Annotated in this window: 21 protein-coding genes and 1 tRNA gene; 5 read left to right on the top strand and 17 right to left on the bottom strand. The window is 64.7% G+C overall.

Annotated features, from left to right (window positions below):
- Positions 1-50 precede the first annotated feature (50 nt).
- The 12 genes from U5A89_RS17370 to rpsM form a co-directional block, all read right to left on the bottom strand.
- Positions 51-692: a nicotinate-nucleotide adenylyltransferase gene (locus U5A89_RS17370; RefSeq protein ID WP_338162285.1), complete on the bottom strand. Its 642-nt coding sequence runs from the start codon at positions 690-692 to the stop codon at positions 51-53.
- 445 nt (positions 693-1,137) lie between these two features.
- On the bottom strand, positions 1,138-1,353 hold the full coding sequence (locus U5A89_RS17365) for a hypothetical protein (protein ID WP_338162284.1): 216 nt from the start codon (positions 1,351-1,353) through the stop codon (positions 1,138-1,140).
- Positions 1,354-1,404: 51 nt separating this feature from the next.
- Positions 1,405-2,898 carry a DNA recombination protein RmuC gene (locus U5A89_RS17360; protein ID WP_338162283.1) on the bottom strand — a complete coding sequence of 498 codons (1,494 nt, stop codon included), beginning with the start codon at positions 2,896-2,898 and terminating at the stop codon, positions 1,405-1,407.
- 94 nt (positions 2,899-2,992) lie between these two features.
- Positions 2,993-4,165: an aminotransferase gene (locus U5A89_RS17355; protein ID WP_338162282.1), complete on the bottom strand. Its 1,173-nt coding sequence runs from the start codon at positions 4,163-4,165 to the stop codon at positions 2,993-2,995.
- 153 nt (positions 4,166-4,318) lie between these two features.
- Positions 4,319-5,878, bottom strand: a complete 1,560-nt coding sequence (gene guaA, locus U5A89_RS17350) for a glutamine-hydrolyzing GMP synthase (protein ID WP_338162281.1) — start codon at positions 5,876-5,878, stop codon at positions 4,319-4,321.
- Between the two features lie 70 nt (positions 5,879-5,948).
- On the bottom strand, positions 5,949-7,169 hold the full coding sequence (locus tag U5A89_RS17345) for a TCR/Tet family MFS transporter (RefSeq protein ID WP_338162280.1): 1,221 nt from the start codon (positions 7,167-7,169) through the stop codon (positions 5,949-5,951).
- Positions 7,170-7,333: 164 nt separating this feature from the next.
- Positions 7,334-7,972, bottom strand: a complete 639-nt coding sequence (locus tag U5A89_RS17340) for a hypothetical protein (protein ID WP_338162279.1) — start codon at positions 7,970-7,972, stop codon at positions 7,334-7,336.
- Positions 7,973-8,113: 141 nt separating this feature from the next.
- Positions 8,114-10,276, bottom strand: coding sequence for a prolyl oligopeptidase family serine peptidase (locus U5A89_RS17335; protein ID WP_338162278.1), 2,163 nt, complete (start codon positions 10,274-10,276; stop codon positions 8,114-8,116).
- A 101-nt stretch (positions 10,277-10,377) separates the two neighbouring features.
- Positions 10,378-10,800, bottom strand: coding sequence for a 50S ribosomal protein L17 (gene rplQ, locus U5A89_RS17330; protein ID WP_338162277.1), 423 nt, complete (start codon positions 10,798-10,800; stop codon positions 10,378-10,380).
- 215 nt (positions 10,801-11,015) lie between these two features.
- Positions 11,016-12,077, bottom strand: coding sequence for a DNA-directed RNA polymerase subunit alpha (locus U5A89_RS17325; RefSeq protein WP_338162276.1), 1,062 nt, complete (start codon positions 12,075-12,077; stop codon positions 11,016-11,018).
- Between the two features lie 120 nt (positions 12,078-12,197).
- Positions 12,198-12,587: a 30S ribosomal protein S11 gene (gene rpsK, locus U5A89_RS17320; RefSeq protein WP_004208752.1), complete on the bottom strand. Its 390-nt coding sequence runs from the start codon at positions 12,585-12,587 to the stop codon at positions 12,198-12,200.
- Between the two features lie 74 nt (positions 12,588-12,661).
- Positions 12,662-13,030 carry a 30S ribosomal protein S13 gene (gene rpsM, locus U5A89_RS17315; protein ID WP_056691786.1) on the bottom strand — a complete coding sequence of 123 codons (369 nt, stop codon included), beginning with the start codon at positions 13,028-13,030 and terminating at the stop codon, positions 12,662-12,664.
- 300 nt (positions 13,031-13,330) lie between these two features.
- On the opposite strand from rpsM, the gene U5A89_RS17310 reads away from it, so the two are divergent.
- A complete protein-coding gene (locus U5A89_RS17310) occupies positions 13,331-13,906 on the top strand; it encodes an aldehyde dehydrogenase family protein (RefSeq protein ID WP_338162275.1) in 576 nt (191 codons plus the stop codon).
- A gap of 446 nt (positions 13,907-14,352) precedes the next feature.
- On the opposite strand, the gene U5A89_RS17305 is transcribed toward U5A89_RS17310, so the two are convergent.
- From U5A89_RS17305 to U5A89_RS17290, 4 genes are all read right to left on the bottom strand, one after another.
- Positions 14,353-14,622: a 3TM-type holin gene (locus U5A89_RS17305; protein ID WP_445190665.1), complete on the bottom strand. Its 270-nt coding sequence runs from the start codon at positions 14,620-14,622 to the stop codon at positions 14,353-14,355.
- A gap of 12 nt (positions 14,623-14,634) precedes the next feature.
- Positions 14,635-15,174 (bottom strand): glycoside hydrolase family 108 protein, encoded by a 540-nt coding sequence (locus U5A89_RS17300; RefSeq protein ID WP_338162273.1) that lies wholly within the window; start codon positions 15,172-15,174, stop codon positions 14,635-14,637.
- A 221-nt stretch (positions 15,175-15,395) separates the two neighbouring features.
- Entirely contained in the window at positions 15,396-15,797 is a 402-nt protein-coding gene (locus tag U5A89_RS17295; protein ID WP_338162272.1) for a type II toxin-antitoxin system PemK/MazF family toxin, read from the bottom strand.
- Between the two features lie 211 nt (positions 15,798-16,008).
- A tRNA-Pro gene (locus U5A89_RS17290) sits at positions 16,009-16,085 on the bottom strand.
- Positions 16,086-16,271: 186 nt separating this feature from the next.
- Here U5A89_RS17290 and yajC point away from each other — a divergent pair.
- From yajC to U5A89_RS17270, 4 genes are read left to right on the top strand one after another with little or no spacing between them, the layout of a single operon-like run.
- Complete coding sequence (yajC, locus tag U5A89_RS17285) at positions 16,272-16,607, top strand: preprotein translocase subunit YajC (RefSeq protein WP_338162271.1); 336 nt, start codon at positions 16,272-16,274, stop codon at positions 16,605-16,607.
- A gap of 8 nt (positions 16,608-16,615) precedes the next feature.
- Complete coding sequence (secD, locus tag U5A89_RS17280; RefSeq protein ID WP_338162270.1) at positions 16,616-18,214, top strand: protein translocase subunit SecD; 1,599 nt, start codon at positions 16,616-16,618, stop codon at positions 18,212-18,214.
- Between the two features lie 21 nt (positions 18,215-18,235).
- The gene (secF, locus tag U5A89_RS17275) at positions 18,236-19,225 is read left to right on the top strand and encodes a protein translocase subunit SecF (RefSeq protein WP_338162269.1); all 990 of its coding nucleotides are present in this window, start codon (positions 18,236-18,238) and stop codon (positions 19,223-19,225) included.
- A 47-nt stretch (positions 19,226-19,272) separates the two neighbouring features.
- On the top strand, positions 19,273-19,617 hold the full coding sequence (locus tag U5A89_RS17270; protein ID WP_338163092.1) for an Mth938-like domain-containing protein: 345 nt from the start codon (positions 19,273-19,275) through the stop codon (positions 19,615-19,617).
- A 509-nt stretch (positions 19,618-20,126) separates the two neighbouring features.
- On the opposite strand, the gene U5A89_RS17265 is transcribed toward U5A89_RS17270, so the two are convergent.
- Positions 20,127-23,474 carry an autotransporter domain-containing protein gene (locus tag U5A89_RS17265; RefSeq protein WP_338162268.1) on the bottom strand — a complete coding sequence of 1,116 codons (3,348 nt, stop codon included), beginning with the start codon at positions 23,472-23,474 and terminating at the stop codon, positions 20,127-20,129.
- Between the last annotated feature and the right edge of the window lie 72 nt (positions 23,475-23,546).

The following is a 23,546-nucleotide window of genomic DNA, read 5'->3' as shown; positions in this document are numbered from 1 at the left end:
CTGAGGGCCGTATCGTTGGCAGGGGCGAGGTTAGACAAACATACTCCAATCTAGACGATCAACCGGCGCGTGAGCGGATCGCGCACACACGTTGCTTCATATTCGCGATGCCAGAGGGGGTCCGCCTGCCGTAACAGGGTCGCCGATCTTGGATCAGGGCGAAAGCGCAATAGCACGAGCGCCGGTGGTCTCCAATTCGTCCAGTCTGCACTCTGGCGCGCGGACCGGACGAAGCGCCGCAGCCAGCTCATGGCCACAGAGCCACGGGCGGCGCTACCATAGCCCGGACGGGCGATGACGGCAATGGGCATTTGCCGGGCGATGCCGCGCCAGTCCTTCCACCGGTCGAATTGCGCCAGATTATCGGCCCCCATCAACCAGATGAAGCGATGGTGCGGATAGCGCCGGGTCAGCGCGCGTAGCGTATCGGCGGTGTAGCGGGTGCCCAGTTGCCGTTCGATCGCGGTGGCGCGAATCGGGGCGCGGCGGGCGACATGGCGGGCATGGGCGAGCCGGGCGGGGAGCGGGGCCATGCCCTTGGCAGGCTTTAAGGGATTGCCGGGGGAGACGAGCCACCAGACTTCGTCCAGTCCCAGCGCGCGGATCGCGAACAGGGAGATAGCGCGATGGCCGCCATGCGCCGGGTTGAAGGAGCCGCCGAGCAGGCCGATGCGGGGGCCGATGGATGTCATGGACCCCGCCATGCCAGCGCGAGGGGGCGATGGGAAGGGCCGCGATCTTGTGGCGCTGGCACGAAGTAGGCTGGCGGCGTTGTTGGAACCGGCAAGCTTAACTTCGCACATTTCCCACCAATTGCGACATTTTGGAACAAAAGTAGGACATTATCTAAGCGCGAGGCGCAGGCAGGGTCTTCGGACACAGACTTATATCAAAGCGATGATAATGATTCACCAGGATGATCAGAGCGTTCTCCGGCGAGGGCCGGGGTCCATTCCAGAGGGCGGAACTGGACCCCGGCTTTCGGCCGTTGGCCGAAGTTTATCCTGAGCGCCTGCCTTGGCAGGCAGTCGAAGGGCCGGGGAACAACGCTCTACAGGTTCTGGTCAATGCAGCTTGATATTAGCATGACCCGCCCGAGTAGGACAGCGCGTGCCAGCAGTCATGATGCCCGATCGATCAACGACCGAAGGCGCATCGCAGCTTGCGGCGATAGGGGATCTTGTCCAGCTTCGCCATCAGGTCGGCAAAGGGGTGATCCTGATCACCGCCGCCACCGAACGCGGCTGTATCGCTGGGCGCTTTTTCTTCGGGCCGTCGTAACGGACGGCGCAGGGTTATGGACTTCCACATGACGCTCTCCGACCCGCGACTATCCTGGACACCATCGTCCATGTCGCTTGTACAGAAGAGACGCCGCTAGGCCGTGCTTGTTCCTCTATCGGCTCATTCCGCTGCGGGGAGGGCACGGGCTTCGTCGGTCTGGGCGTCGCGGGCCAGCACGTCGAGCGGCTCCATCGCCTCGATCTCCTTGCCGCCGGTTTCGATGTCGAGGTCGCGAAACTTGCGGCCGGTGGAGAGGACGCGGCTTTCGAAGCTGCCGATGAAGCTGTTATAGTTGGACACCGCGCTGTTGAGGCCGGAGCCAAGGCGCTTGAGGTGCGTCGCCGCAACGGCGAGGCGCTCGTAAAGCTCCTTGCCGAGATGGCCGACCTGCTGCGCCTGTTCCTGCATCTTGGCCTGGCGCCAATGACCCGCCAGCGTGCGGGCGAGCGGCAGGAAGGTGGCGGGACCGCAGATGATGACGCGGTTCTTGGCCGCGCGTTCCCACAAATCCATGTCCGCTTCCAGCGCGGCGGTGACGAAATTGTCGCCCGGCACATACATGATGACGAAGTCGGGCGCCTTGGCGAACTGTTCCCAATAGGCCTTGCGCCCCAGCGCGTCGGCATGGGTGCGCATGGCGCGGGCATGGTCGAGCATATGGGCGTCGCGTAGGGCGGGATCGACCTGATCGACGGCGTTCAGATAGGCGACGAGCGAGCATTTGACGTCGACCACCATCTGCTGGTCGCCGGGCAGATTGATGATGAAGTCGGGGCGCATCCGGGTTTCAGCGCCATTGGCTTCGACGGCAACGGACACTTCTTCCTTGAAATCGACGAAGGGGGAGAGGCCCGCGGTTTCGATGAGATTCTTGAACTGCTGCTCGCCCCAGCGGCCCCGCGTCTTGGGCGCGGCGCGCAGCGCATTGACCAGCTTGGCGGTTTCCTCCCGCACCTGTCCCTGGCCCAAATGGACCTGCTGCACCGCTTCGCGCAGTTCGGCATAGCTGCCGACGCGGTCCTTTTCGACGCGGGCCAGCCCTTCCTCATAGCGTTTGAGCGTAGTTTCGACTGGATTGAGCAGGGTCTTGAGCTGCGCCTCGCTCTTTTCATTCGCCTGGGCGAAGCGCTGGTCGGCGCGGGTCAGGAATTGAGTCTGCGCCGATTCGAGCAGCTTGCCGCCGATTTCGCTGAACTGGGCGGACAGCTGTTCCTTGGCGTCCTTCAGGGCCGCGATCTGCTGTTCGAAGGCGTGGGTACGCGCCTGCGTATCGGAGCGGAGCGACGCCAGGTCGCGCAGCGCGCCTTCGCGTTCGGCCTGCACGGCGTCGAGGCGTTGGGCGGCGGCGGCCTGTGCCGCCTCGAACCGCTGGTCGGCTGCGACCTGCGCGGATTCGAGCCGGGCGATGCGGGTTTCGGCCTGGGCGACGCGCTCCTGTTCCACTGCCAGTTCGGCGATGGCGCCATTGCGCTGGGTGGTGGCGAGGTCCAGCCGCGCGCCAAGATCCGCCTTTTCCGCCGCCAGCGGGGCCAGTGCCTTGCCCTTGAGCAGCCAGCCGACGGCCAGGCCGATCAGCAACGCGATAAGGATCAAGAGGGCGGCCAGGCTGTCCATGTAGTTTTCCCGATAAGAACGAAAAGGGAACTTAGCGGCGGGCGGCGGATGTCGCAAGCCTGTCTTGGCTTCTCCCTGGCGCGGTGGTTATTCTTCAGCCCAGCGCTGCGCGGAAAGTCGCCAGCCGGCTGATGGCCGCGTCCAGCGTCGCGTCGGTCTTGGAAAAACAGAGGCGGACGAGGTGGGTGACGGGGTCGTCCGGATAGAAGGCGGAGATCGGGATCGCCGCCACGCCCGCTTGCGCGATGATCCGTTCGCAGAAGGTGACATCGTCCAGCGCGATGCCGGACGCGCGCAAGTCGATCGACAGGAACCAGGTCGCGCCGCTGGGCTGCACGGCATAACCGGCGGCCGCAAGCCCGCGCGCCAATCGGTCGCGCGAGGCCTGATAGGCGGCGCGCTGGTCCGCGAACCAGGCGTCGGGATAGGCCAGCCCCTCCGCCACAGCCCATTGCAGGCCCGGCGGGGTGGTGAAGGTCAGGAATTGGTGCGCGCGGGCGAGCAGGGTGGCGATGGGCGGCGCGGCGCACATCCAGCCGACCTTCCAGCCGGTGACGGAGAAGATCTTGCCCGCAGACCCGATCTTGACGGTGCGATCGCGCATGCCGGGGAAGCCCATCAGCGGGCGGTGGGCGACACCGTCATAGACCGTCTGTTCCCAGACTTCGTCGCACAGGGCGATGAGGTCGTGGGTGACGCACAGGTCGGCGAGCAGCGCCAGTTCCGCCTCGCGCAGGACGATGCCGGTCGGGTTCACCGGATTGTTCATCAGGAGGATGCGGGTGCGGGGCGTGATCGCCGCTTCCAGCGCGTCGCGGGTGATGCGCCAGTCCGGCGGGGTCAGCTTCACCACCCTCGCCACGCCCCCGGCGCGCTCCACCAGCGGCAGATAGGCGTCGTAGAGCGGGGCGAGCATCAATATTTCGTCGCCCGGCTGGACGAGCGCGAGCAGGCTGGCGGCCAGCGCTTCGGTCGCGCCGGAGGTGACGATCACCTCCTGCGGGCTGAGGTCTAACTGCTGGTGGCGGCTATAATGGTCGGCGACGGCGGTGCGCAGTTCGATGAGGCCGGGCATCGGCGGATATTGGCTGGAACGGGTGCGCAGCGCGTCGGCAGCGGCTTGCAATATGTCGGGGGGACCATCGCCTTCGGGAAAGCCCTGCCCCAGGTTGATCGCGCCGGTGTCGCGGGCGCGGGCGGACATATGTTCGAAGATGGTGGTGGGCATGTCCCGATAAACGGGATGGCCGAGGGGGCGATCAGGCATGGAGCGCCTTGTTGCCGGACGGGCGTGCCAAGAGGCTGCGGCGGCTTGCGCCGCCGAGTAAATCGGATGGCCGTCCCCCGGATGGATACCCACGGCGGCTTACGCCGCCGAGTAAAGCCGGCGAATGTCCCCCGGACATTCGTTTTATCGGCTTTACTCCCACTCGATCGTGCCCGGCGGTTTCGAGGTGTAATCATACACTACGCGGTTGATGCCCTTCACCTCGTTGATGATGCGGGTCGCGACGCGGCTGAGGAACGCGGCGTCGAAGGGGTAGATGTCGGCGGTCATGCCGTCGGTCGAGGTGACGGCGCGCACGGCGCAGACGCTGTCATAGGTGCGGTGGTCGCCCATCACGCCCACGGTGCGGACCGGGAGCAGCACGGCGAAGGCCTGCCAGATCGCGTCGTAGAGGCCCGCATTGCGGATTTCCTCCAGATAGACCGCGTCCGCCTTGCGGAGGATGTCGCAGCGTTCCTTGGTCACTTCGCCGGGGATGCGGATGGCAAGGCCGGGGCCGGGGAAGGGGTGGCGGCCCACGAAAATGTCGGGCAGGCCCAGTTCCTTGCCCAGGACGCGCACTTCGTCCTTGAACAGTTCGCGTAAGGGTTCGACCAACTTCATGTTCATGCGTTCGGGCAGACCGCCGACATTATGGTGCGACTTGATCGTCACGGAAGGGCCGCCGGTGAAGCTGACGCTTTCGATGACGTCGGGGTATAGCGTGCCCTGCGCGAGGAAATCGGCGCCGCCGATCTTGGCGGCTTCCTCCTCGAACACTTTGATGAATTCGCCGCCGATGAATTTGCGCTTCTTTTCCGGATCGGTGAGGCCCGCGAGGCCGCCCAGGAAGCGGTCTTCGGCGTTCACATGGACTAGGCGGATGCCATAATGTTCGCGGAACAGGCTGACCACCTGTTCGGCCTCGCCCAGGCGCATCAGGCCATGATCGACGAAGACGCAGGTCAGCTGGTCGCCGATCGCTTCGTGGATGAGGACCGCGGCGACCGCGCTATCGACGCCGCCGGACAGGCCGCAAATGACGCGGCCTTCACCCACCTGTTCGCGGATTTCGGCGATCTTGGTCGCGCGAAACTCCGCCATGGTCCAGTCGCCCGCCAGGCCGCAGACATGGCGGACGAAATTGGCGAGCAGCTTGCCGCCATCGGGGGTGTGGACGACTTCGGGGTGGAATTGGGTGGCGTAGAAGCGCTTGGCTTCGTTGGCGGTGACGGCGTAGGGCGCGCCTTCGCTGGTCGCGACGACCTCGAAGCCGGGGGCGAGGCTCGTCACCTTGTCGCCATGGCTCATCCAGACCTGATGCTTTTCGCCTGCGGTCCATAGGCCGTCGAACAGGGCGCAGCCTTGCTTCACTTCGATGAAGGCGCGGCCGAACTCGCCGCTTTCGCCGCCTTCGACATTGCCGCCCAGCTGCTGCATCATCGTCTGCTGGCCGTAGCAGATGCCCAGCACCGGCACGCCTGCGTCGAAAATCGCCTGCGGGGCGCGGGGGCTGTCTTCCCACATCACCGAGGAGGGGCCGCCCGAGAGAATGACGCCCTTGGGCTTCAGCCGCTCGAACGCTTGCGCGGCGGTGTTGAAGGGGGCGATTTCGGAATAGACGCCGGCTTCGCGCACGCGGCGAGCGATGAGCTGGGTCACCTGACTGCCGAAATCCACGATAAGGATGTTATCCTGAAGGGGCAGCGTCATCGAATCGCCTTTATGTCGAGCGGTGGAAGGGATTCGCGCCCGGTTAGTCGCGCGGCCCGAATATGTCCAGTTATGCCGTGAACTGTCGCCCCGCGCGCCAGCCGATCAGGGCCGCGAGCGCCAGAATGGCGGCGGCGATCAGAAAGGCGCTGCCGATGAAGGGCAGGGTGGGGTGGGGACCGACCGACAGCGAATAGATGGCGCCGAAGAAGAGCGGGGAGATGATGCCCGCGATCGCGCCGACGCTGTTGTTCGCGCCCTGGAGCTGACCCTGTTCGGATTCGGACACATGCCGCGTCATCAGCGACTGGATGGTCGGCATCGCCAGCCCCCACAGCGCATTGGGCAGCATGGCGGCGACGAACAGCCAGCCAGTGGGCGCAAGGCCCATCGACGCGATGCCGATCGCGCCGAAGCACAGGCCGATCACCATGGTGGTGCGGTCGCCCAGCCGCTTGACCACCGGGCCGACCAGCAGCCCCTGCACCGCCATGTCGAGCAGGCCGACCATGGCGAGCAGCGTCCCCACCTGCCATGCGCCCCAGCCATAGCGGTCCCCGGCATAGAGGACGAAGATGGCGGAAAAGATGTGATGGGCGAAATAGAGCAGGAAATTGCCGATCGCGAGGCTGGACAGTTCCGGGTGCGAGCGCAGCAGGCGCAGCGCGCCGAAGGGGTTGGCGCGCGTCCAGCTGAACGCCATCCGCTTTTCGGGCGTCAGCGATTCGGGCAGCACGAAGAAGCCATAGAGGAAGGCGAGGCCCGACAGGACCGCAGCGGCCCAGAAGGGGGCGCGATGGGAAATCTCGCCCAGCACGCCGCCCAGCAGCGGCCCGGCGACGAAGCCGGCGCTGAAGGCTGCGCCGATCAGACCATAGCCCTTCGCCCGACCTTCGGGCGGGGTGATGTCGGCCATATAGGCGAAGGTGGAGGTGAAGCTGGACAAGGTGACGCCCGCCAGGATGCGGCCCAATGCCAGCCACCAAAGATTGGGCGCGAGCGCCATCAGCACATAGTCGAGCGCCAGACCCGCAACCGAAATCAGGATCACCGGCCGCCGCCCGAACCGGTCGGACAGGGAGCCGATCAGCGGCGAGCAGACGAACTGCATGCCCGCCCACAGCGCCACGAACAGCCCGTTCCACATCCCCGCCGCCGCGTTCGATCCCGACAGGGTTTCGATCAGCTGCGGCAGGACCGGGACGACGATGCCCATCGACATGACGTCGAGCAGGGCCGTGATCAGGATGAAAGCGATCGCGGCGGTGCGGCGGGGGGCGGTGCGGGACATGGCGGCGGCGCTATAGCGATGGGAGGGGGTTGCCAAGGGGCATGGCAGCGCCGTGCCTGTTATTCGCCCCGGACGGCACAGCGATGCCGGGCGGGGCGCGCCGCTATCGGCGTTTTTATAGGCCTCTGGTCCGCTTTACCGCCGCGTCATTTCCCCCATCCCGATCACTGCATCGCGACGTCGCGGCTGAGATAGACCTGGGCGACGCGGCCATTCTGCATGGCGCAGGTGAAGCGGCGCGAAACGCCGTCATTGGCGCGGTAGCTGGTGCGGGTTTCGACATAGCCGTCGATATTATAGCCGCCATTCGGGGTTGCGAGGGGCGTTTCGAGGTGGCGGACTTCGGCATAGCCGCCATGATCGGCCTGCGCCTCTTCGCGGGCGGCGACGGCGCAGGCGTCGGCCATGGCGTCGTCCTGACCGTTGGCGGCGAAATCCGCGTCGTCGCGGGGCGGGGCGGCGTCGCCGACATCCGCGCCATAATCGGTGCCGGTGCGGGGCGGCGGGGCGTCATATTCGTCGCCATAGCCGCCGTCGCTGCGGGCGTCGCGTGCCTGCTTGTCCTTGTTCATGGAGGAGGCGACGATCGCCACCGCGCCGACGATGGCGGCCACGCCGATCGCGTCGCCCACGCCAAAGCCGTCGCCGCGCCGACGATAGCGGTCCCAGCCGCCATGGCCGCGTCCATCCCAGCCGCGATCATAGCCGTAGCGCGGGCGCGCCTCGGCCACGCCGATGCTGCCCATCAGCAATCCTGCGCTTACCAGCGCGCCCGTCATCCAGCGTGTCTTGGTCCCGATCATGCCTGCGTCTCCATGCGATGGGGGAGGGATAGCTGAGGTCGGCTGTCGGGGGGGTGAACGGGGGCGATGGTGCGCATTTCCCCTCCACCAGCCTTTGGCTGGTCCCCCTCCCCACGCTGCGCGCGGGGAGGATTTGATTTGTCACTCCGGCTTAGCGCGCAATTTCAGGCCGGTGAAATAGGCGGCGAAGGCGTAGCTGTCGGCATATTCCTCGATCAGCTTGTCGACCGGCTTGCCCGATCCGTGGCCCGCCCGGCTTTCGACGCGCAGCAAATGGGGCTTGGCGCCAAGGTCCGCGGCCTGGAGCGCGGCGGCATATTTGAAGCTGTGGGCGGGGACCACCCGGTCGTCGGTGTCGGCGGTGGACACCAAGATGGCGGGATAGTCCTTGCCGCCCAAGATGTTATGATAGGGCGAATAGCCGTAGAGCAGGCGGAAGTCCTGCGCTTTGGCGGGCGATCCATAATCGTCGGTCCAGTAGCGCCCGGCGGTGAAGCGATCGAAGCGCAGCATGTCCATGACGCCGACGGCGGGCAGCGCGGCGGCGAACAGGTCCGGGCGCTGGTTCACCACTGCGCCTACCAGCAAGCCGCCATTGGACCGCCCCTCGATCGCCAGGCCATTGGGTGGGGTGAAGCCGTTGGCTTTGAGATACTCCGCCGCGGCGATGAAATCGTCGAACACATTCTGCTTGTTCGCGCCGCGCCCGGCGTCGTGCCACGCCTTCCCATATTCGCCGCCGCCGCGCAGATTGGCGATGGCATAGGCGCCGCCCTGTTCCAGCCAGGCCATGCGCGTCGCCGAATAGCCGGGGGTAAGCGAAATATTGAAGCCGCCATAGCCGTAGAGGATCGTCGGCGCGGCAATCGCGCGGTCGGCCAGCACCTTTTTGCGGATGATGGTCAAGGGGATCAGCGTACCGTCCTTCGACGGATAGACACGCTGTTCGATGCCGAAATCGTCCGGGTCGAAGGGCAGGTCGGGCTGGGCGAAGATCTGGCTCTGCTGGGTGCTGGTGTCGAAGCGATAGATGCTGGACGGGGTGACGAAGCCGGAAAAGCTGAAAAAGGTTTCGGGATCGCCATCCCGCCCGCCAAAGCCCGCTGCGGTGCCCATGCCGGGCAGCGGCACGTCGCCCACCTTGCGACCGTCCAGTTCCACCAGTTCGGCGACGGTCTGCGCGTCGCTCATATAGGCCAGGATCAGGCGGTTGCCGACCAGCGATCCGCCCGCCAGCGTTTCGGGCCGTTCGTGCACCACCTCCTGTGGCCCCTTGCGCGGACGCGTGGCGTCCAGCGTCACCACCCGCATATGGGCGGCGCGGTGATCGGTCAGGAAATAGAGGGTCGCGCCCCGGCTGCCGATCAACCGCCAGTCCTGCGTCGGTCCCTTGACTAGCAGGCGGGGCTTGATCGGCGCGCCGGTGAGTTCGGCGATATGGAGTTCGCGCCGGGGGTCGATGCCCTGGAAGGAGCTGATGAGCAGCCAGCGGCCATCGCTCGTCACCTGCGCCTGATGGCTGAGCGTGGGCCGATCGGGCGTGGCGTAGATGAGCTGGTCCTGCGCCTGCGGAGTGCCGACGCGGTGATAGAAAAGTTGCTGGCTCTGGCTGGAAGACTGATAGGCCTCCCCGTCCTGCGGCGCGGCGAAGCGGGAGTAGAAGAAGCCCTGGCTGCGCCCGTCCCAGGCGATCTGGGAGAATTTCACCCAATCGACCCGATCGTCCAGCGTCTTGCCGCTGTCGACGTCGAGCAGCCTGAGCGTGCGCCAGTCGCTGCCCGCGTCCTGCACCGCGAAGGCGAGGGTGCGGCCATCGGGCGAGGGCGCCCATTCGGCCAGCGCGCTGGCGCCGTCCTTCGCCCAGCCATTGGGGTCGAGCAACAGGCGCTGCGGGCCGTTCAGCCCATCGCGGACATAGAGCGGCGTCTGGTTTTCCAGCCCTTTGTTATAGCCGTAGAAATAGCGGCCGCCCGCCTTGCGCGGGACGGTGTAGCGCCCGTGCGAGAGCAGCGCGCTGATCCGCGCCTTCAAGGCGTCGCGGCCCGGCAAGCCGTCGATATAGCGGCGGGTGAGGCTGTTTTCGCGATACACCCAGTCGCGCACGGCTGGGTCGGCGCGCAGGTCGTTTTCCAGCCAGCGATAGGGATCGGCGACCTTCACGCCGAAATGATCCTCGACCAGGTCCAGCCTTTTGGCGACGGGATAGCGCAGCGTCGCGTCGCCCGCGTCGATGGCCGCGCCGTCCGGCCCGGCCAGCGCGGGACCGGCCGCCAGCAGCAGCAGGATCAGGGCAGCGGCGCGCATCCTCTCTGTTCGACTCTTTTCCAAACGACAACAGGCCGTGGCTCCTAGAGAGCCACGGCCTGTTGGTAAAGTGCCAGTCCCGTTAGCGGGGACCGGTCGGATCAGGCGTCTTCCTGCTCGTCTTCCGCGCTGAAGACCGGACCGGAGTCCTGACCCTTGGCGCTGACGTCGCGGTCGACCAGTTCGATGATCGCCATCGGCGCGGCGTCCGATGCACGGAAACCGGCCTTAATCACGCGGGTGTAGCCGCCGTTGCGATCCTTGTAGCGTTCGGCCAGGACTTCGAACAGCTTGGCCAGCTGCGCATCGTCCTTCAGGCGCGAATCGGCCAGACGACGGTTGGACAGGCCACCCTTCTTGGCGAGGGTGATCAGCTTTTCGACGTAGGGACGCAGCGCCTTCGCCTTTACCGCGCCGGTCATGATCTGCTCATGCTTGATGAGCGACGCGGAGAGGTTGCGCAGCAGCGCAGTACGATGGCCGGTGGCGCGTTGCAGCTTACGCTGACCCATTCTGTGACGCATATGTCTTTCCTTCGTTCGTTAAGGGACCGTGCAAGGTATCCCAGACCAGGCGGTTTTAAGGGGACCGCCCCACAACCCCTGTTCCTCCCCGTAACGGGGAGGGGACCGCCGCAAAGCGGTGGTGGAGGGGGCTATCGGCTATACGCCGCGCCTGGAGGCGAACCCCCTCCACCACGCCCTGCGGGCGCGGTCCTCCTCCCCACAAGTGGGGAGGATCAGCCCAGCAGCTCTTGTTCGAGCTTCTTGGCCATTTCCTCGATATTCTCCGGCGGCCAGCCGGGGATGTCCATGCCCAGGCGCAGACCCATGGACGACAGCACTTCCTTGATTTCGTTCAGCGACTTGCGGCCGAAATTGGGGGTGCGCAGCATCTCGGCTTCGGTCTTCTGAACCAGATCGCCGATATAGATGATGTTGTCGTTCTTGAGGCAGTTGGCCGAGCGGACCGACAGTTCCAGTTCGTCCACCTTCTTGAGAAGATAGCGGTTGATCTGGTTGGTGTCGCTTTCGCCTTCCGACGCCGCAGCGGCGGTGTGACCCGCGGCAGGGGCGGCGGCGGGCAGCGCGTCTTCGAAATGGACGAACAGCTGCAGCTGGTCCTGCAGGATACGGGCGGCATAGGCCACCGCGTCTTCCGGCGTGACGGTGCCATCGGTTTCGATGGTCAACGACAGCTTGTCATAGTCCAGTTCCTGGCCGACGCGGGTGTTGTCCACCTTGTAGGCGACCTGACGGACCGGCGAGTAGAGCGCGTCGATCGGGATGAGGCCAATGGGCGCGTCTGCCGGGCGGTTGGCGACGGCGGGGACATAACCCTTGCCGATGTCAGCCGTCAGTTCCATGTTGAGCGTGGCGCCCTGGTCCAGATGGCAGATGATCAGATCGGGGTTCATCACCTCGATATCGCCGACGACGCTGATGTCGCCTGCCTTGACCACGGCCGGGCCGGTGGCGGAAAGCTGAAGCCGCTTCGGCCCGTCGCCTTCCATGCGCAGCGCAACCTGCTTGATGTTGAGGACGATGTCGGTCACGTCTTCGCGAACGCCCGCGAGCGACGAGAATTCATGCAGGACGTTCTCGATCTTGATCGAGGTGACCGCCGCGCCCTGGAGCGAGGAAAGAAGAACCCGCCGCAACGCATTGCCGAGCGTCAGGCCGAAACCGCGCTCAAGCGGTTCGGCGACGAAGGTCGCCTTGCGCTTGCCATCGCTGGTCGGCTTGATGTCTAGGGCGTTGGGCTTCTTCAATTCCTGCCAGTTCTTCATGTTGACAGTCATGTAATTCCCCTGGGGATGTGGCCGAAACGCTTATCATCCTGGACCCGACAGGACGCTTGCGGCCGATGCAGATGGGTAACGGGCAGCGCGTCCGCTGCCCGCCATATCAGTCGACCGCGTTTAGACGCGGCGACGCTTGGACGGACGCACGCCATTGTGCGGGATCGGCGTCACGTCGCGGATCGAAGTGATGTGGAAGCCGACGGCCTGCAGCGCGCGCAAAGCCGATTCACGGCCCGAACCCGGACCCTTGACTTCGACTTCCAGCGTACGGACGCCATGTTCGGCGGCCTTGCGGCCCGCATCTTCCGCGCACACCTGAGCGGCATACGGGGTCGACTTGCGGCTGCCCTTGAAGCCCATCATGCCGGCCGAGGACCACGAAATCGCGTTGCCCTGAGCGTCGGTGATGGTCACCATGGTGTTGTTGAAGCTGGCGTTGACGTGCGCGACGCCGGCCGAGATGTTCTTGCGTTCGCGGCGCTTAATGCGCTGGGGTTCGCGTGCCATTTGCCTGTAATCCTACTCGAAATGCTGAGAAAAGAAGTCGGGAGGGCAGGCCGTCAAGGCTTGCCCTCAAGCGCTTACTTCTTCTTGCCGGCGATCGCCTTGGCCTTGCCCTTGCGGGTGCGCGCATTGGTGTGCGTGCGCTGACCGCGGACCGGCAGACCCTTACGATGACGCAGGCCGCGATAGCAGGCCAGGTCCATCAGGCGCTTGATGTTCATCGCGGTGTCGCGACGCAGATCGCCCTCGACGGTCAGGTCGGCGTCGATCGTTTCGCGGATCTGCAGCACTTCGGCGTCGGACAGGTCCTGCACGCGGCGGCTGTGGTCGATGCCCAGCTTGTCGGCGATGTCGACGGCCGTCTTGCGACCGATGCCGTGAATGTAGGTCAGCGCGATGATTACGCGCTTGTTGGTCGGGATGTTCACACCCGCAATACGTGCCATGGTATTCGTTTCTCCTGCTCCACGGGGCAGTTGGCGCCACCCCATCTCAAAGCGTGCAACCGATCCCTTCCCTGACGCGGAAAAGGCGGCCAATGTGTCCCCCGAGACGCAAAAAAGACGGCCAGTGCACATGGCACTGCCGCTCACCAGCGTGTCGGGATGTCGCGCCATTAGCGATTCGGTGGGAAACTGTCAATCTCTGCGGCCTGTTGCGTGGTTCCGGGCGCACCTCGACCCGCGGGGCTGGCCGCTCGCCCTTTTCCGGTTGAGCGTGCGGCACAGGTCCGGCATGGACGGGCGATGCGTTTGATCCAGTCTTCCGTCGCCCTTGCGCCCTTCCTGGTTCTGCTGGGATCGTGCGTCGGCCCCGCGCCGCGTCCGCCGGTGGCGTCTTCGCCTGCAAGGCCGGCTGCTCATGCCGGTTCCAGGCCGACCGCCGCGCCCGTTCGGCCTGCGCCGCAGCCGGCGACGGCTGCACCTGCCAGCGTCGAATGGCAATATCGCCCGGTCGCGCCGGGCAACTGGTTCTATCGGCCCGAGGCGGCCGGGTCGTCCGCAACCTTCGGCGTCAGTCCGGCTGCCGCGCAATTGACGTTGCGCTGCGATCGGGCCAGCCGTCGCGTCAGCCTGGCCCGCGCCGGTGGCGGGCAGGGCGCGCTCACCGTGCGCACCAGCTATGGCGCGGCGAGTTGGGCGGCGACGCCTTCGGGCGATGCGGCGGGGCAATTGGTGGCGTTTCGCGCCGCATCGGACACCGGGCTGGACCAGCTGGCCTATAGCCGGGGCAAGATCGCGGTCGAAGCGGCGGGGCAGCCGCCGTTGATCGTACCCGCCTGGGCCGAAATATCGCGGGTGATAGAGGATTGCCGCGGCTGACGGCGCGGCGCGCGGTCCATGCCGCAGCGCGACGCGCAAGTATGATTCGAAAAAAGATAAATACAAGTCTTGATCCTGCTGCCCGTCTGATTCACATTCCCTCTCGTGGCCGGTCAAAGGTTACAGCGAAGCCGGCCATACGGGCTTCAACATAGCGAAAGGAGGTGATCCGATGTCTCATGGTTCAGCATTGGGGTCGGTTCAGTCCATTCGGGAAACGCGCCGCTGAGCGACGCCGCGACGTCGATCCTCCACATTCAGAGATATTAGCGCCGACATACAGGCCGTGTCTGACATGTGGATGATAGCGCGATACATCGTTTCCCTGGGCGGCGCTTCCGGCCGCTGACCATGCACATGATGGGCCGTCGGGCTTTGACCCGGCGGCCCCTCTCATGCTTGTATGGTCTTGCGCTATATGTGCTGCTGCGGTGGGCCGCGATCCGTTACCGCTCGTGCCCCTTCGCCTTTCCCCAGGCGCGCGCGGCGGTATAGCCCAGATAGCCGGTGCCAAAGAGCGCGTAGAGCGGTTCGGGCAGCGCGTTGAGATAGGCGCGCATCCCCGCGATGATCGCCGCCGCCGTGGCGGGATGGAAGCCCGCGACCAGCCCCATCGGGATCGACCAGAGCAGCAGCGCGTACATGACGTAGAGAAAGGCGGGGCGCGCCCGTTGCGCCCACAGGTCGGGCGATTCGGGTCGGTCGTCTGACCGCATCATCCGTCTCCCTTAACCGATCCGGTTGGCGAGCCAGCCGTAGAGAAAGGCTTCGTTGGCGGGGCGCTGTTCGGCCAGAGCGACATAGCGTTCGCCCTGCAGGGCTTCGAGCGCTTTCAACAACACCCTGTCCCCCGCGCTGCCGCGCAACGCGCGAAAGGCGCGCAAGGCGGCCAGCGTCCGCGCGCCGATCTTCCGGTCGACGGTCAGGTCGGGATAATCCTGCTGGTTGCGATTGAGCGCGTTGAGTGTCCGCTGGAGAAAACCGGTCGCGGTCGATACGCCCATATTGACGCCGGTATCGAACAATTCGGCCGCGATGGGCCAGCTCATTTCGGCGACGAAGGCATAGCCCGGCTGGTCCCAATAAAGGCGGCGGTAGATGCCCTCGGCCACGCTGCGCGGCAGCGCCTTCATGTCGCCAAGATAGCCGTTGGCGCGGGCGACGGCGAGGGTAATGCCCATATTGGTGGGGCCGCCGCGATCGGAGGGATGGTGAATGTAACCGCCCTCGCGGGCGATGACCTCGTTGATCAGGTCGGATATGTCCATGCGTCGCCTCCTATTGGGAAAGAGGCGGGTTAGTTATCCTATATGGTTTGTTGTAGGACAGGGGGAATGTGTGGTGATGCAAAAACCCCGACCAGTTTCCTGGCCGGGGCTATCGGGTCCCAAGCTTGCTCCGCCGGGACCATGCTGGATGTCTCCAGACTTAAGCCTGATGCCGAAGCAGCGCAGGAACACATTGGATATAGCGTCAAACGCTAAAAAATTCAACCCAGGCCGATCGCCTTGCCCGCCGCGATCCGCAGACGCATCACCAAATCTTCAGGTAGCTCAATCTGGACATATTTTCGTGTGCCTGTGACGGCATGCTTCTCGTAGGGAAGATTGAGCCGCCAATATCCGACAGTCGCAAGCATGTCGCATTTGGCCCAGCGCGGCATATCTCCCCAAGGATCAGGCGGCGCTATGTCGATCTGGCAGTGCCAATCACATAGCGGGTCTGGCGGTGTCGCAGATAAAGGAACGATCGTAACCAAGTCGTTTCGGCGCTTCAGTTTAGGTGAAATAGTGACTGCCAGCCGCCGCTTCACCATTTCTGGCGATCGAAATCCTGTCGAAAAATCGCAAATGACCACGGTTCCCGGTCGAGGATGATACGGCAATGGCATGGCATATTGTTAAACGAAGGGAACGATACGACGCAATATGGTGATCGCAAGAGGCAAATTCGCTCGTAGAAGCGGTACAACGAAAGGGTCTGCAGATGGCAGTGGGCTTCGCCGCTAATTACGAACATTGCCGCTAAATATCGCCTCCCGCGCTTGCGCTCGGGCGTTTTCCGGGCGTCCGTCCCCCGGACGGCCGCTTTTCCGAAAATCTTGGTCGGGACGAGAGGATTCGAACCTCCGACCCCCACACCCCCAGTGTGATGCGCTACCAGGCTGCGCTACGTCCCGACCGGAGGGCGCCCAATAGAGGCGCTCGATTAAAAGCGCAAGCGCTCAATCGCTGCTCTTTGCACGACTGGCCTCAATCCCTAATCATATTGCCTCTGCGCCCCCATCTGTGTTAGCCGCCCGCCCTTGATCCGTGGACGTCGACAGGGCGTCGCGCGAACGACAGACAATAAGGCAGTCCCACCCATGTTCATTACCCCAGCCTTTGCCCAGACCGCGGGCGGGCAAGCCGCAGGCGCCGGAATCCTGGTGCAGATGGCGCCGCTGGTCCTGATCTTCGTGGTCTTCTATTTCCTGCTGATCCGTCCGCAGCAAAAGAAGCTGAAGGAGCATAAGGCCAAGATCGACGCCGTAAAGAAGGGCGATCAGGTCATCACCGGCGGCGGCCTGGTCGGCAAGGTGGCGCGCGTGGACGAGATTTACGCCGATATCGAACTGGCGCCGGGCCTGAAGGTCAAGGCGGTCAAGTCGACCCTGACCGAGGTGATCGATCCGACCGCCGCCAAGCCCGCGAACGACTGAGCGCCCCCATGCTGAACTTTTCGCGCTGGGCGGTCTTTGCGATCATCCTGCCTCTGGCGATCGGCGTATTGTGCGCCATCCCCAGCTTCCTGCCCGACGCGACCGTCGCGCACCTGCCGCGCTTCATGCAGACGCGGGTCAATCTGGGCCTCGACCTGTCGGGCGGCAGCCATCTGCTGCTGGAGGCATCGACCCAGGATGTCGCCAAGCAGCGGCTGACCAATATGGAAGAGCAGGTCCGCACCGAATTGCGCCGCGGCGATCCCAAAATCGCGATCGGCGACATTTCGAGCCGGAACGGCAAGCTCAGCTTCATGGTGCGCGAACCCAGCCAGGTCGATGCCGCGGTGGAGCGCATCCGTCCGCTGACGCAGGGCGCGGGGCTGACCGGCCAGCGCGATTTCAATGTCGAGGTGGTGAACAGTTCCACCATCGTCATCACGCCGACCGATGCGGGCATCAAGAGCGCGGTCAAGAGCGCGATGGAAGTCGCGACCGAAGTGATCCGCAAGCGCATCGACGAAATGGGCACGCGCGAACCCACGATCCAGCAGCAGGGCGACAATCGTATCGTCGTGCAGGTGCCCGGGCTGCAAGACCCCAAGGCGCTGAAGGATCTGCTGGGCCAGACCGCGAAGCTGGAATTCAAGCTGGTCGATACGACCGCCAACCCGTCCGAAGTCGCGCAGGGCCGCGCGCCGGTGGGCAGCGAGGTGTTGAAATATCCCAACAACCCGTCGGGGGTGCCGTTCATCGCGGTCAAGCGGCAGGTGATGGTGTCGGGTGAAGACTTGACCGACGCGACACAGGGCTATGACCAGAGCAACCAGGCGATCGTCAACATCCGCTTCAACAGTTCGGGCGGCCGCAAATTCGGGCAGGTGACGTCGCAGAATGTCAACCGGCCCTTCGCCATCATCCTGGACAACCAAGTGCTGTCCGCGCCGAACATCAACGAACCGATCCTGGGCGGCAGCGCGCAGGTGAGCGGCAGCTTCACCGTCGAAAGCGCCAACCAGCTGGCGATCGCATTGCGATCAGGCAAGCTGCCCGTCGCGCTGACGGTGGTGGAGGAACGCACGGTCGGACCGGGGCTGGGTGCCGATTCGATCCGCGCGGGCCTGATCGCGTCGATCGTCGCGGTGGTCGCGGTCGCGGCGTTCATGTTCGTCAGCTATGGCCGGTTCGGCATGTATGCCAATCTGGCGGTCGCCATCAACGTGGCGGTCATCCTGGGCGTGATGGGCATATTGGGCGCGACATTGACGCTGCCGGGCATCGCCGGCTTCGTGCTGACCATCGGTACGGCGGTGGACGCCAACGTGCTGATCTACGAACGTATCCGCGAAGAGCGGCGACGCGGTCGCAATGTCGTGGCGGCGATCGAGCATGGCTATAAGGAAGCCAGTCGCACGATCTTCGAAGCGAATGTGACCCACGCCATTGCCGGCGGCATCATGCTCGCGCTCGGCTCCGGCCCGGTCAAGGGCTTTGCGATCGTGCTGCTGATCGGCATCGCGACCAGCGTGTTCACCGCCGTCACCTTCACCCGCATGGTCGTCGCGAACTGGGTGCGCCGCACCCGTCCGACCGACATTCATATTTAAGAGGGGCGGGAGGACACACCCATGAAACTTCTCAAACTCGTCCCCGACAATACCAATATCGGCTTCGTCGCGGTGCGGAAATGGGCGTTCGCCCTGACCGCGCTGCTGACGGTGCTGGCGGTCGGCGCGACCGCGCATAAGGGTCTCAATCTGGGCGTCGATTTCGTCGGCGGCCTGATGATCGAGGCGAAATTTCCGCAGGCGGTGGAAACCGACAAGGTTCGTGCGACCATCGGCCAGCTGGGCGTGGGCGAAAGCTCGCTCCAGCAGTTTGGCGATCCCAAGACGGTGCAGATCCGGCTGCCTTTGCCCGAACAGGGTGGGGCTGGCGCGGCCAATGCGGTGGTCGAAAAGACCCGCAAGGCGATGACGGCGCAATTCCCCGGCGTCACCTTCTCCCGCTACGACACGGTGTCGGGCAAGGTGTCGGGCGAACTGATCCAGAATGGCGTGCTGGCGGTCGTGCTGGCGATTCTGGGCATCGCGGTGTTCAGCTGGTTCCGCTACGAATGGCAGTTCGGCGTCTCGACCTTCGTCGCGATCGTCCATGACGTGCTGATGACGCTGGGCTTCTTCGCGATCACCCAGCTGGAATTCGACCTCAACATCATCGCCGCGGTGCTGACGATCGTGGGCTATTCGATCAACGACAAGATGGTGATCGATGACCGTATCCGCGAAAATATGCGCAAATATCGCAAGATGGACATGAAGTCGCTGATCGACCTGTCCGTCAACGAAACCCTGCCGCGTACCGTCATGACGTCCGTCACCATCCTGCTGGCGCTGGGCGCGCTGCTGCTGCTGGGCGGCCATGTGCTGCGCGGCTTCACTGCCGCCATGATGCTAGGCATTATCGTGGGCACCTATTCGTCGGTCTATGTGTCGTCCTCGCTGCTGATTTCGCTGGGCCTGACCCCGCAGACGTCGGACATGAAGGCGAGCAAGAAGGGCGATTATGCCGGGCAGGCCGAACGGGTCGGGCCGCGCGACGATGGGGCCAAGCCCTGAGCGATACGGGCATCAAGCTCCGCCGGGACGATGACGGGCAGGGACCGATCGTCACCGGCTTTCAGGGGCACGGCTTTCGGGTGAAGGACGATGTGTTCCCCGACGGCCTGCTGCTCAGCCCGGTGCGAGCGCTGGCCTGGGCCGATGCGCCAAGCGGCGTCGATGATTTGACGATCGGGGCGCTGGGCGATCTGTTCGCGGGCGAACCGAAGCCTGAATTTCTGCTGCTGGGCACCGGCGCTGGGCTGCGCCAGCCGCCGCGCGCCTTCGTGCGGGCGGTGGAGGCCTTGGGGATCGGCGTGGAGGTGATGGACAGCCGCGCCGCCGCCCGCGCCTGGGGCGTGCTGCGCGCCGAAGAGCGACAGATCGTGGCGGCGCTCCTGCCTTTGTGATGGATGGCGTTGCGTTCGGGCGGGCGCAGGACCTTGGCCCCGCCGCTTGACCTGGGTTCCTGTTGTCGCGGGCACATATAGCAGAAGCATAGCACAACGCTGACAGTGTCCTCTAACTGTGAGCCTGCGATGTGTCGCGCTGATCATGGCAAGCGCCACTGGAGTTTCAGGAAGCGACAGATTCTCGCTATACCAAAGGGCGATGATAATGACTCACTAGGATGGTCAGGGCGTTCCCCGGCGAAAGCCGGGGTCCAGTTCAGAGCGCGGAACTGGACCCCGGCCTTCGCCGGGGAACAATGGGCTATAGGTTCTAGTCAATGCGGCTTGGGTATCTGGCGGGAACCCAGCATCATTGTCCGGATTGGCATGCCGTTTTCGCGGACTTACCTACGGACTAGCCTTTCGCACCTGCGCGAAGCGAACGGCGCTGGGCAAATTTCTTGACATCCCAACGAAAAAGGGCCGCCCCATCGGGCGGCCCTTTCCTTTCGGCTGGGAGCCGGAAATCAGAAGCGGAACTTCACGCCCGCGCGGTAGCTCTGATATTTCACGTCCTGGCGCCAGAGCGTGGTGTCGGCCGACAGGGTCAGGTCGACATTGCCGGTGGTGAAGGTCAGGCCGCCGCCGACTTCGCCCCAATTCTTGTCCGACCCGCCCAGCGCAAAGGGCGCGAGGCTGCCGGTGCCACCGACCAGATTGGCCAGGAAATAGGCCGGCTGGTCGTTGAATTCATGGACGTAGTTGGCGGTCACATAGGGGCGGAAGCCGCCCGTATCGGACTTGATCGTCGCGCCCACGCGGCCCTGCGCGCTGCGGATGGCGTGGCGTTTGATCACCAGCGCCGCGTCGCCGCCATATTCGGCCAGGTTGCCCGAGCTGATATAGGCGCCGCGGATCGAGGCGCGCGGGACGATGCTGAACGCGTCGCTGCCCAACGCCTTGCTGAGGCCCAGTTCGCCCGACAGCGCCAGTTCCTGATCGCTGCCATAGAGGGTGTAGGGCGTCGCGCCGACCGCGAAGGAGCGGCGCGAGCGGGTGGCGAGCGTACCGGCGCTGCCGACCGCGTCCAGCTTGATGCCGGACAGGTCGAACGCGCCATAGACGGTGCCCTGATAGAGGCGCGCGCGCGCCCAGTCATTGGCGCCGGTGTTGCCCTTCAACTCGCTGAACGATGCGGACAGGCCGATGACGCCGCTGTCGCCAAACGCCTTCTCGATACCCGCCGCCGCATACCAGCCGTCGAACTGGTCGCGGCCCAGCGGCACCGCCGTGCGCATCGGCGCGCTCTTGCCGTCGACATAGCCGCCCGCCAGGAAGCCGCTCATATCGTCGGGCAATATGCCTTCGCGCGTCGTCGTGTCGCTGTTGCCGCTCTGGTCCATGCCCAGGTCCAGATTGTTGAGGCTGGCGGAAGCGAGCTGGATCGGCTGGCCGACCATGGTCAGCGTGCCGCCCATCGATCCGGTGTCCAGCTTGGCCAGGCGATCGCGATAGAAGCGCGCCATATTGTCGTTGAGCACTTCGCCCATCGACGTCTTGAGCGCTTCGGTGCGTGGGGCCATCCCTTCGAACGTCGCCTGCACGCCTGCGACGCTCAGCAGGTCGGCCTCACCATAGAGATTGGCATAATTGGCGTAGCGCGACCGGTTCTGGTCCAGCAGCTGGGCGAAGCTGGTCTGGTTCTGCGATCCGCGATTGACCACGGATGCGTAGAGGCCCGCATCGATGCGGACGCTGACGCTGTTGGCGCCATAGACCAGCACGGGCTTCAAGACTGCCGACAATTGCTGCGTCGGCGCGGCAAAGCTGCCCTCGATGCCGCCATCGGCCGTCAGGAAGGTGTAGCGGTTGCCAAAGCGGATGCGGCTGCCCGTGGTCGCGCCGAAGACCACGCGGCCGCCGACCGCCGCGATCCCCTCGATCGGATCGCCATTATCGCCCAGGGGCGCCGCCTTGACCGCCAGCACGTCCGACACGCCGTTCGCGCCCAGATCGATCTGCAGCGTGCTGCCCGATGACAGCAGCGTATTGCCTTCCACCGTCAGCTTGCCGATCGTGCCGATGCCGCCGGGTGCGATAGTGCCCAGAATGTTGGTGAAATAGGGCGCCTTCACCGTGCCGCTGCCCGACAGCAGGCCGGTCATCAGGAAATAGTCGCCCGGCGTTGCGATCGTGCCGTTGACGTTCACGACGCCGGCAAGATGGGAGATGTCCATCAGGCTGGTCAGCGATCCCGCGGTGGTGATGTCCAGCGCCGCGCCGGTGCCCGAAATGGTGAAGCGATCCACCGTGGCATTGATGTCCAGCGTGGTTTTGCCCGTGGCGCTCAGCGTCACGTCATAATAGCGGCCGATGATCCCCTGCGAGGCGACCGGGTCGATATTATTGGGGACGAAGCCGGTCGCGCCGGGCAGGCCGTTCGCCAAAGTCGGGCTGGGCACGGCGGCGGCCGTCGCCTGCGCTTCATGCAGGACGGTGCCGGACAGGGTCGCGCCTTCCGCATTGGGGCTATGTTCGATGAAATCGACCTTGCCCTTGTTGTTGGCGACGGTAACGGCGCCCGCCGGAGTGGCGGCGGCATCGCCCTGCGTGCTGACGGGCTGGCCGTTGACGATCAGCGTCTTGGTGCCGACGTCATAGCAGATGCCGTCCGGTTCATAGCAAAGCTGACCGAATTTCTGCGCGCTGTCTTCGCCGAACGCGCCTGCGCCCGGCGTGGTGGGCACGCCATTCACCAGCGCGCCGGTGCTGTCGATGATCTTGTAATTGGGGTCGAGCGCGGTCACCCAATGGCTCGCGTCGCTCCACTTGCCGTCCCCGGCCTTTGCCGTGGCATAGCGATAGGGGTTGTTTTCCGCGATCCAGTCCCAAAACAGATAGAGCGGCTGATAGAAGGACGAGCCGCCATAGGAGCTTTGCGGCTGTTCAAAGAAGTAACGGCTGCCGCCCGACAGGACGCCCAGCACCACCTGCTCGCTGAACGTCTTGTCCAGGATCAGCGGGCCGCCCGAATCGCCGCCTGCGCTGATGCCTTCGTTGGGCAGCGCGTCGTCTTTGAAGATATTGAAGTCATAAGGGTTCTGGCCGGTCGGATCGTCGAAATCGGCCTGGTAGAGATTCTGGGTGTAGCCCCCGGCGCTGCCGTAGAGGAAGTTGTCGATATCATCCAACGACCCCAGCAGGCCCAGGAAATTTTCCGCCGTCTTGCGGCGGAAATCGATGCCCGCGCTAGAGCCGGTCGTGCCGCTGCCGCTGCGGCCATAGCCGGTGATGGTGACATGATAGCCGGTGCCGGTCGTGTCGCTGATCGCCGACGGGGCGGGCATGGCGGAAAACAGCATCGCCCAGGTCGGCACGTCGGACGCAGGCGTGTCGAGCGTCGCCATGGCGACATCGCCATAGAGGAAGCTGAGCGCCGGCGGATCGAGCGAGTCGGGGTTATAGGCGATGTTGTTGACGTTATAGACGCTGAGCGACGTATTCGTCTTGAACCCGTTGTCGAGCCAGTCGATCAGGCCGGGCCGGGCGTTGTTCTGAAAGGCGAAGGCGACGGGCACGCCGTTGTTGACGGTGCTATAGTCGGGGGTGGTCAGATCGTTGACGCAATGCGCCGCGAAGATGACGGTGCGCGGATTGATCAGCGTGCCGGTGCACACGAACCCGTCGGCGCGATACATGATGCCAACGCCGTTGACGTCGCTGCCATCGACGATGTCGCTGGGCGTCTTGCCGTCGGTCGGGACGACCGCGTGCGCGGCGGGCGCGATGCTGAGTGCGGTGATGGCGGCGGACGCCAATAATGCTGTCCGACCGGCGCGCGCCAACAGGCCCGCTCCATTCTTGCGAATGTGCATGATGTAAACTCCCCAAAGACCGGAGCGGAGGCTAATCGCGCAAAATGAGCAAGACAATCAGGCAATTATGAA

This window comes from Sphingobium sp. HWE2-09 (assembly GCF_035989265.1).
In the GTDB taxonomy this organism is placed as follows: domain Bacteria; phylum Pseudomonadota; class Alphaproteobacteria; order Sphingomonadales; family Sphingomonadaceae; genus Sphingobium.
Note: the sequence above shows the minus strand (reverse complement) of the source record. Positions and strands in the feature narration are given on the sequence as shown.

Bases quoted from the DNA above. Each gene is read 5' to 3' on its own strand.
- U5A89_RS17370 (WP_338162285.1), bottom strand. From the start codon at position 692: ATGACATCCATCGGCCCCCGCATCGGCCTGCTCGGCGGCTCCTTCAAC.
- U5A89_RS17365 (WP_338162284.1), bottom strand. From the start codon at position 1,353: ATGGACGATGGTGTCCAGGATAGTCGCGGGTCGGAGAGCGTCATGTGG.
- U5A89_RS17360 (WP_338162283.1), bottom strand. From the start codon at position 2,898: ATGGACAGCCTGGCCGCCCTCTTGATCCTTATCGCGTTGCTGATCGGC.
- U5A89_RS17355 (WP_338162282.1), bottom strand. From the start codon at position 4,165: ATGCCTGATCGCCCCCTCGGCCATCCCGTTTATCGGGACATGCCCACC.
- guaA (WP_338162281.1), bottom strand. From the start codon at position 5,878: ATGACGCTGCCCCTTCAGGATAACATCCTTATCGTGGATTTCGGCAGT.
- U5A89_RS17345 (WP_338162280.1), bottom strand. From the start codon at position 7,169: ATGTCCCGCACCGCCCCCCGCCGCACCGCCGCGATCGCTTTCATCCTG.
- U5A89_RS17340 (WP_338162279.1), bottom strand. From the start codon at position 7,972: ATGATCGGGACCAAGACACGCTGGATGACGGGCGCGCTGGTAAGCGCA.
- U5A89_RS17335 (WP_338162278.1), bottom strand. From the start codon at position 10,276: ATGCGCGCCGCTGCCCTGATCCTGCTGCTGCTGGCGGCCGGTCCCGCG.
- rplQ (WP_338162277.1), bottom strand. From the start codon at position 10,800: ATGCGTCACAGAATGGGTCAGCGTAAGCTGCAACGCGCCACCGGCCAT.
- U5A89_RS17325 (WP_338162276.1), bottom strand. From the start codon at position 12,077: ATGACTGTCAACATGAAGAACTGGCAGGAATTGAAGAAGCCCAACGCC.
- rpsK (WP_004208752.1), bottom strand. From the start codon at position 12,587: ATGGCACGCGAACCCCAGCGCATTAAGCGCCGCGAACGCAAGAACATC.
- rpsM (WP_056691786.1), bottom strand. From the start codon at position 13,030: ATGGCACGTATTGCGGGTGTGAACATCCCGACCAACAAGCGCGTAATC.
- U5A89_RS17310 (WP_338162275.1), top strand. From the start codon at position 13,331: ATGCGTTTGATCCAGTCTTCCGTCGCCCTTGCGCCCTTCCTGGTTCTG.
- U5A89_RS17305 (WP_445190665.1), bottom strand. From the start codon at position 14,622: ATGCGGTCAGACGACCGACCCGAATCGCCCGACCTGTGGGCGCAACGG.
- U5A89_RS17300 (WP_338162273.1), bottom strand. From the start codon at position 15,174: ATGGACATATCCGACCTGATCAACGAGGTCATCGCCCGCGAGGGCGGT.
- U5A89_RS17295 (WP_338162272.1), bottom strand. From the start codon at position 15,797: ATGCCATTGCCGTATCATCCTCGACCGGGAACCGTGGTCATTTGCGAT.
- yajC (WP_338162271.1), top strand. From the start codon at position 16,272: ATGTTCATTACCCCAGCCTTTGCCCAGACCGCGGGCGGGCAAGCCGCA.
- secD (WP_338162270.1), top strand. From the start codon at position 16,616: ATGCTGAACTTTTCGCGCTGGGCGGTCTTTGCGATCATCCTGCCTCTG.
- secF (WP_338162269.1), top strand. From the start codon at position 18,236: ATGAAACTTCTCAAACTCGTCCCCGACAATACCAATATCGGCTTCGTC.
- U5A89_RS17265 (WP_338162268.1), bottom strand. From the start codon at position 23,474: ATGCACATTCGCAAGAATGGAGCGGGCCTGTTGGCGCGCGCCGGTCGG.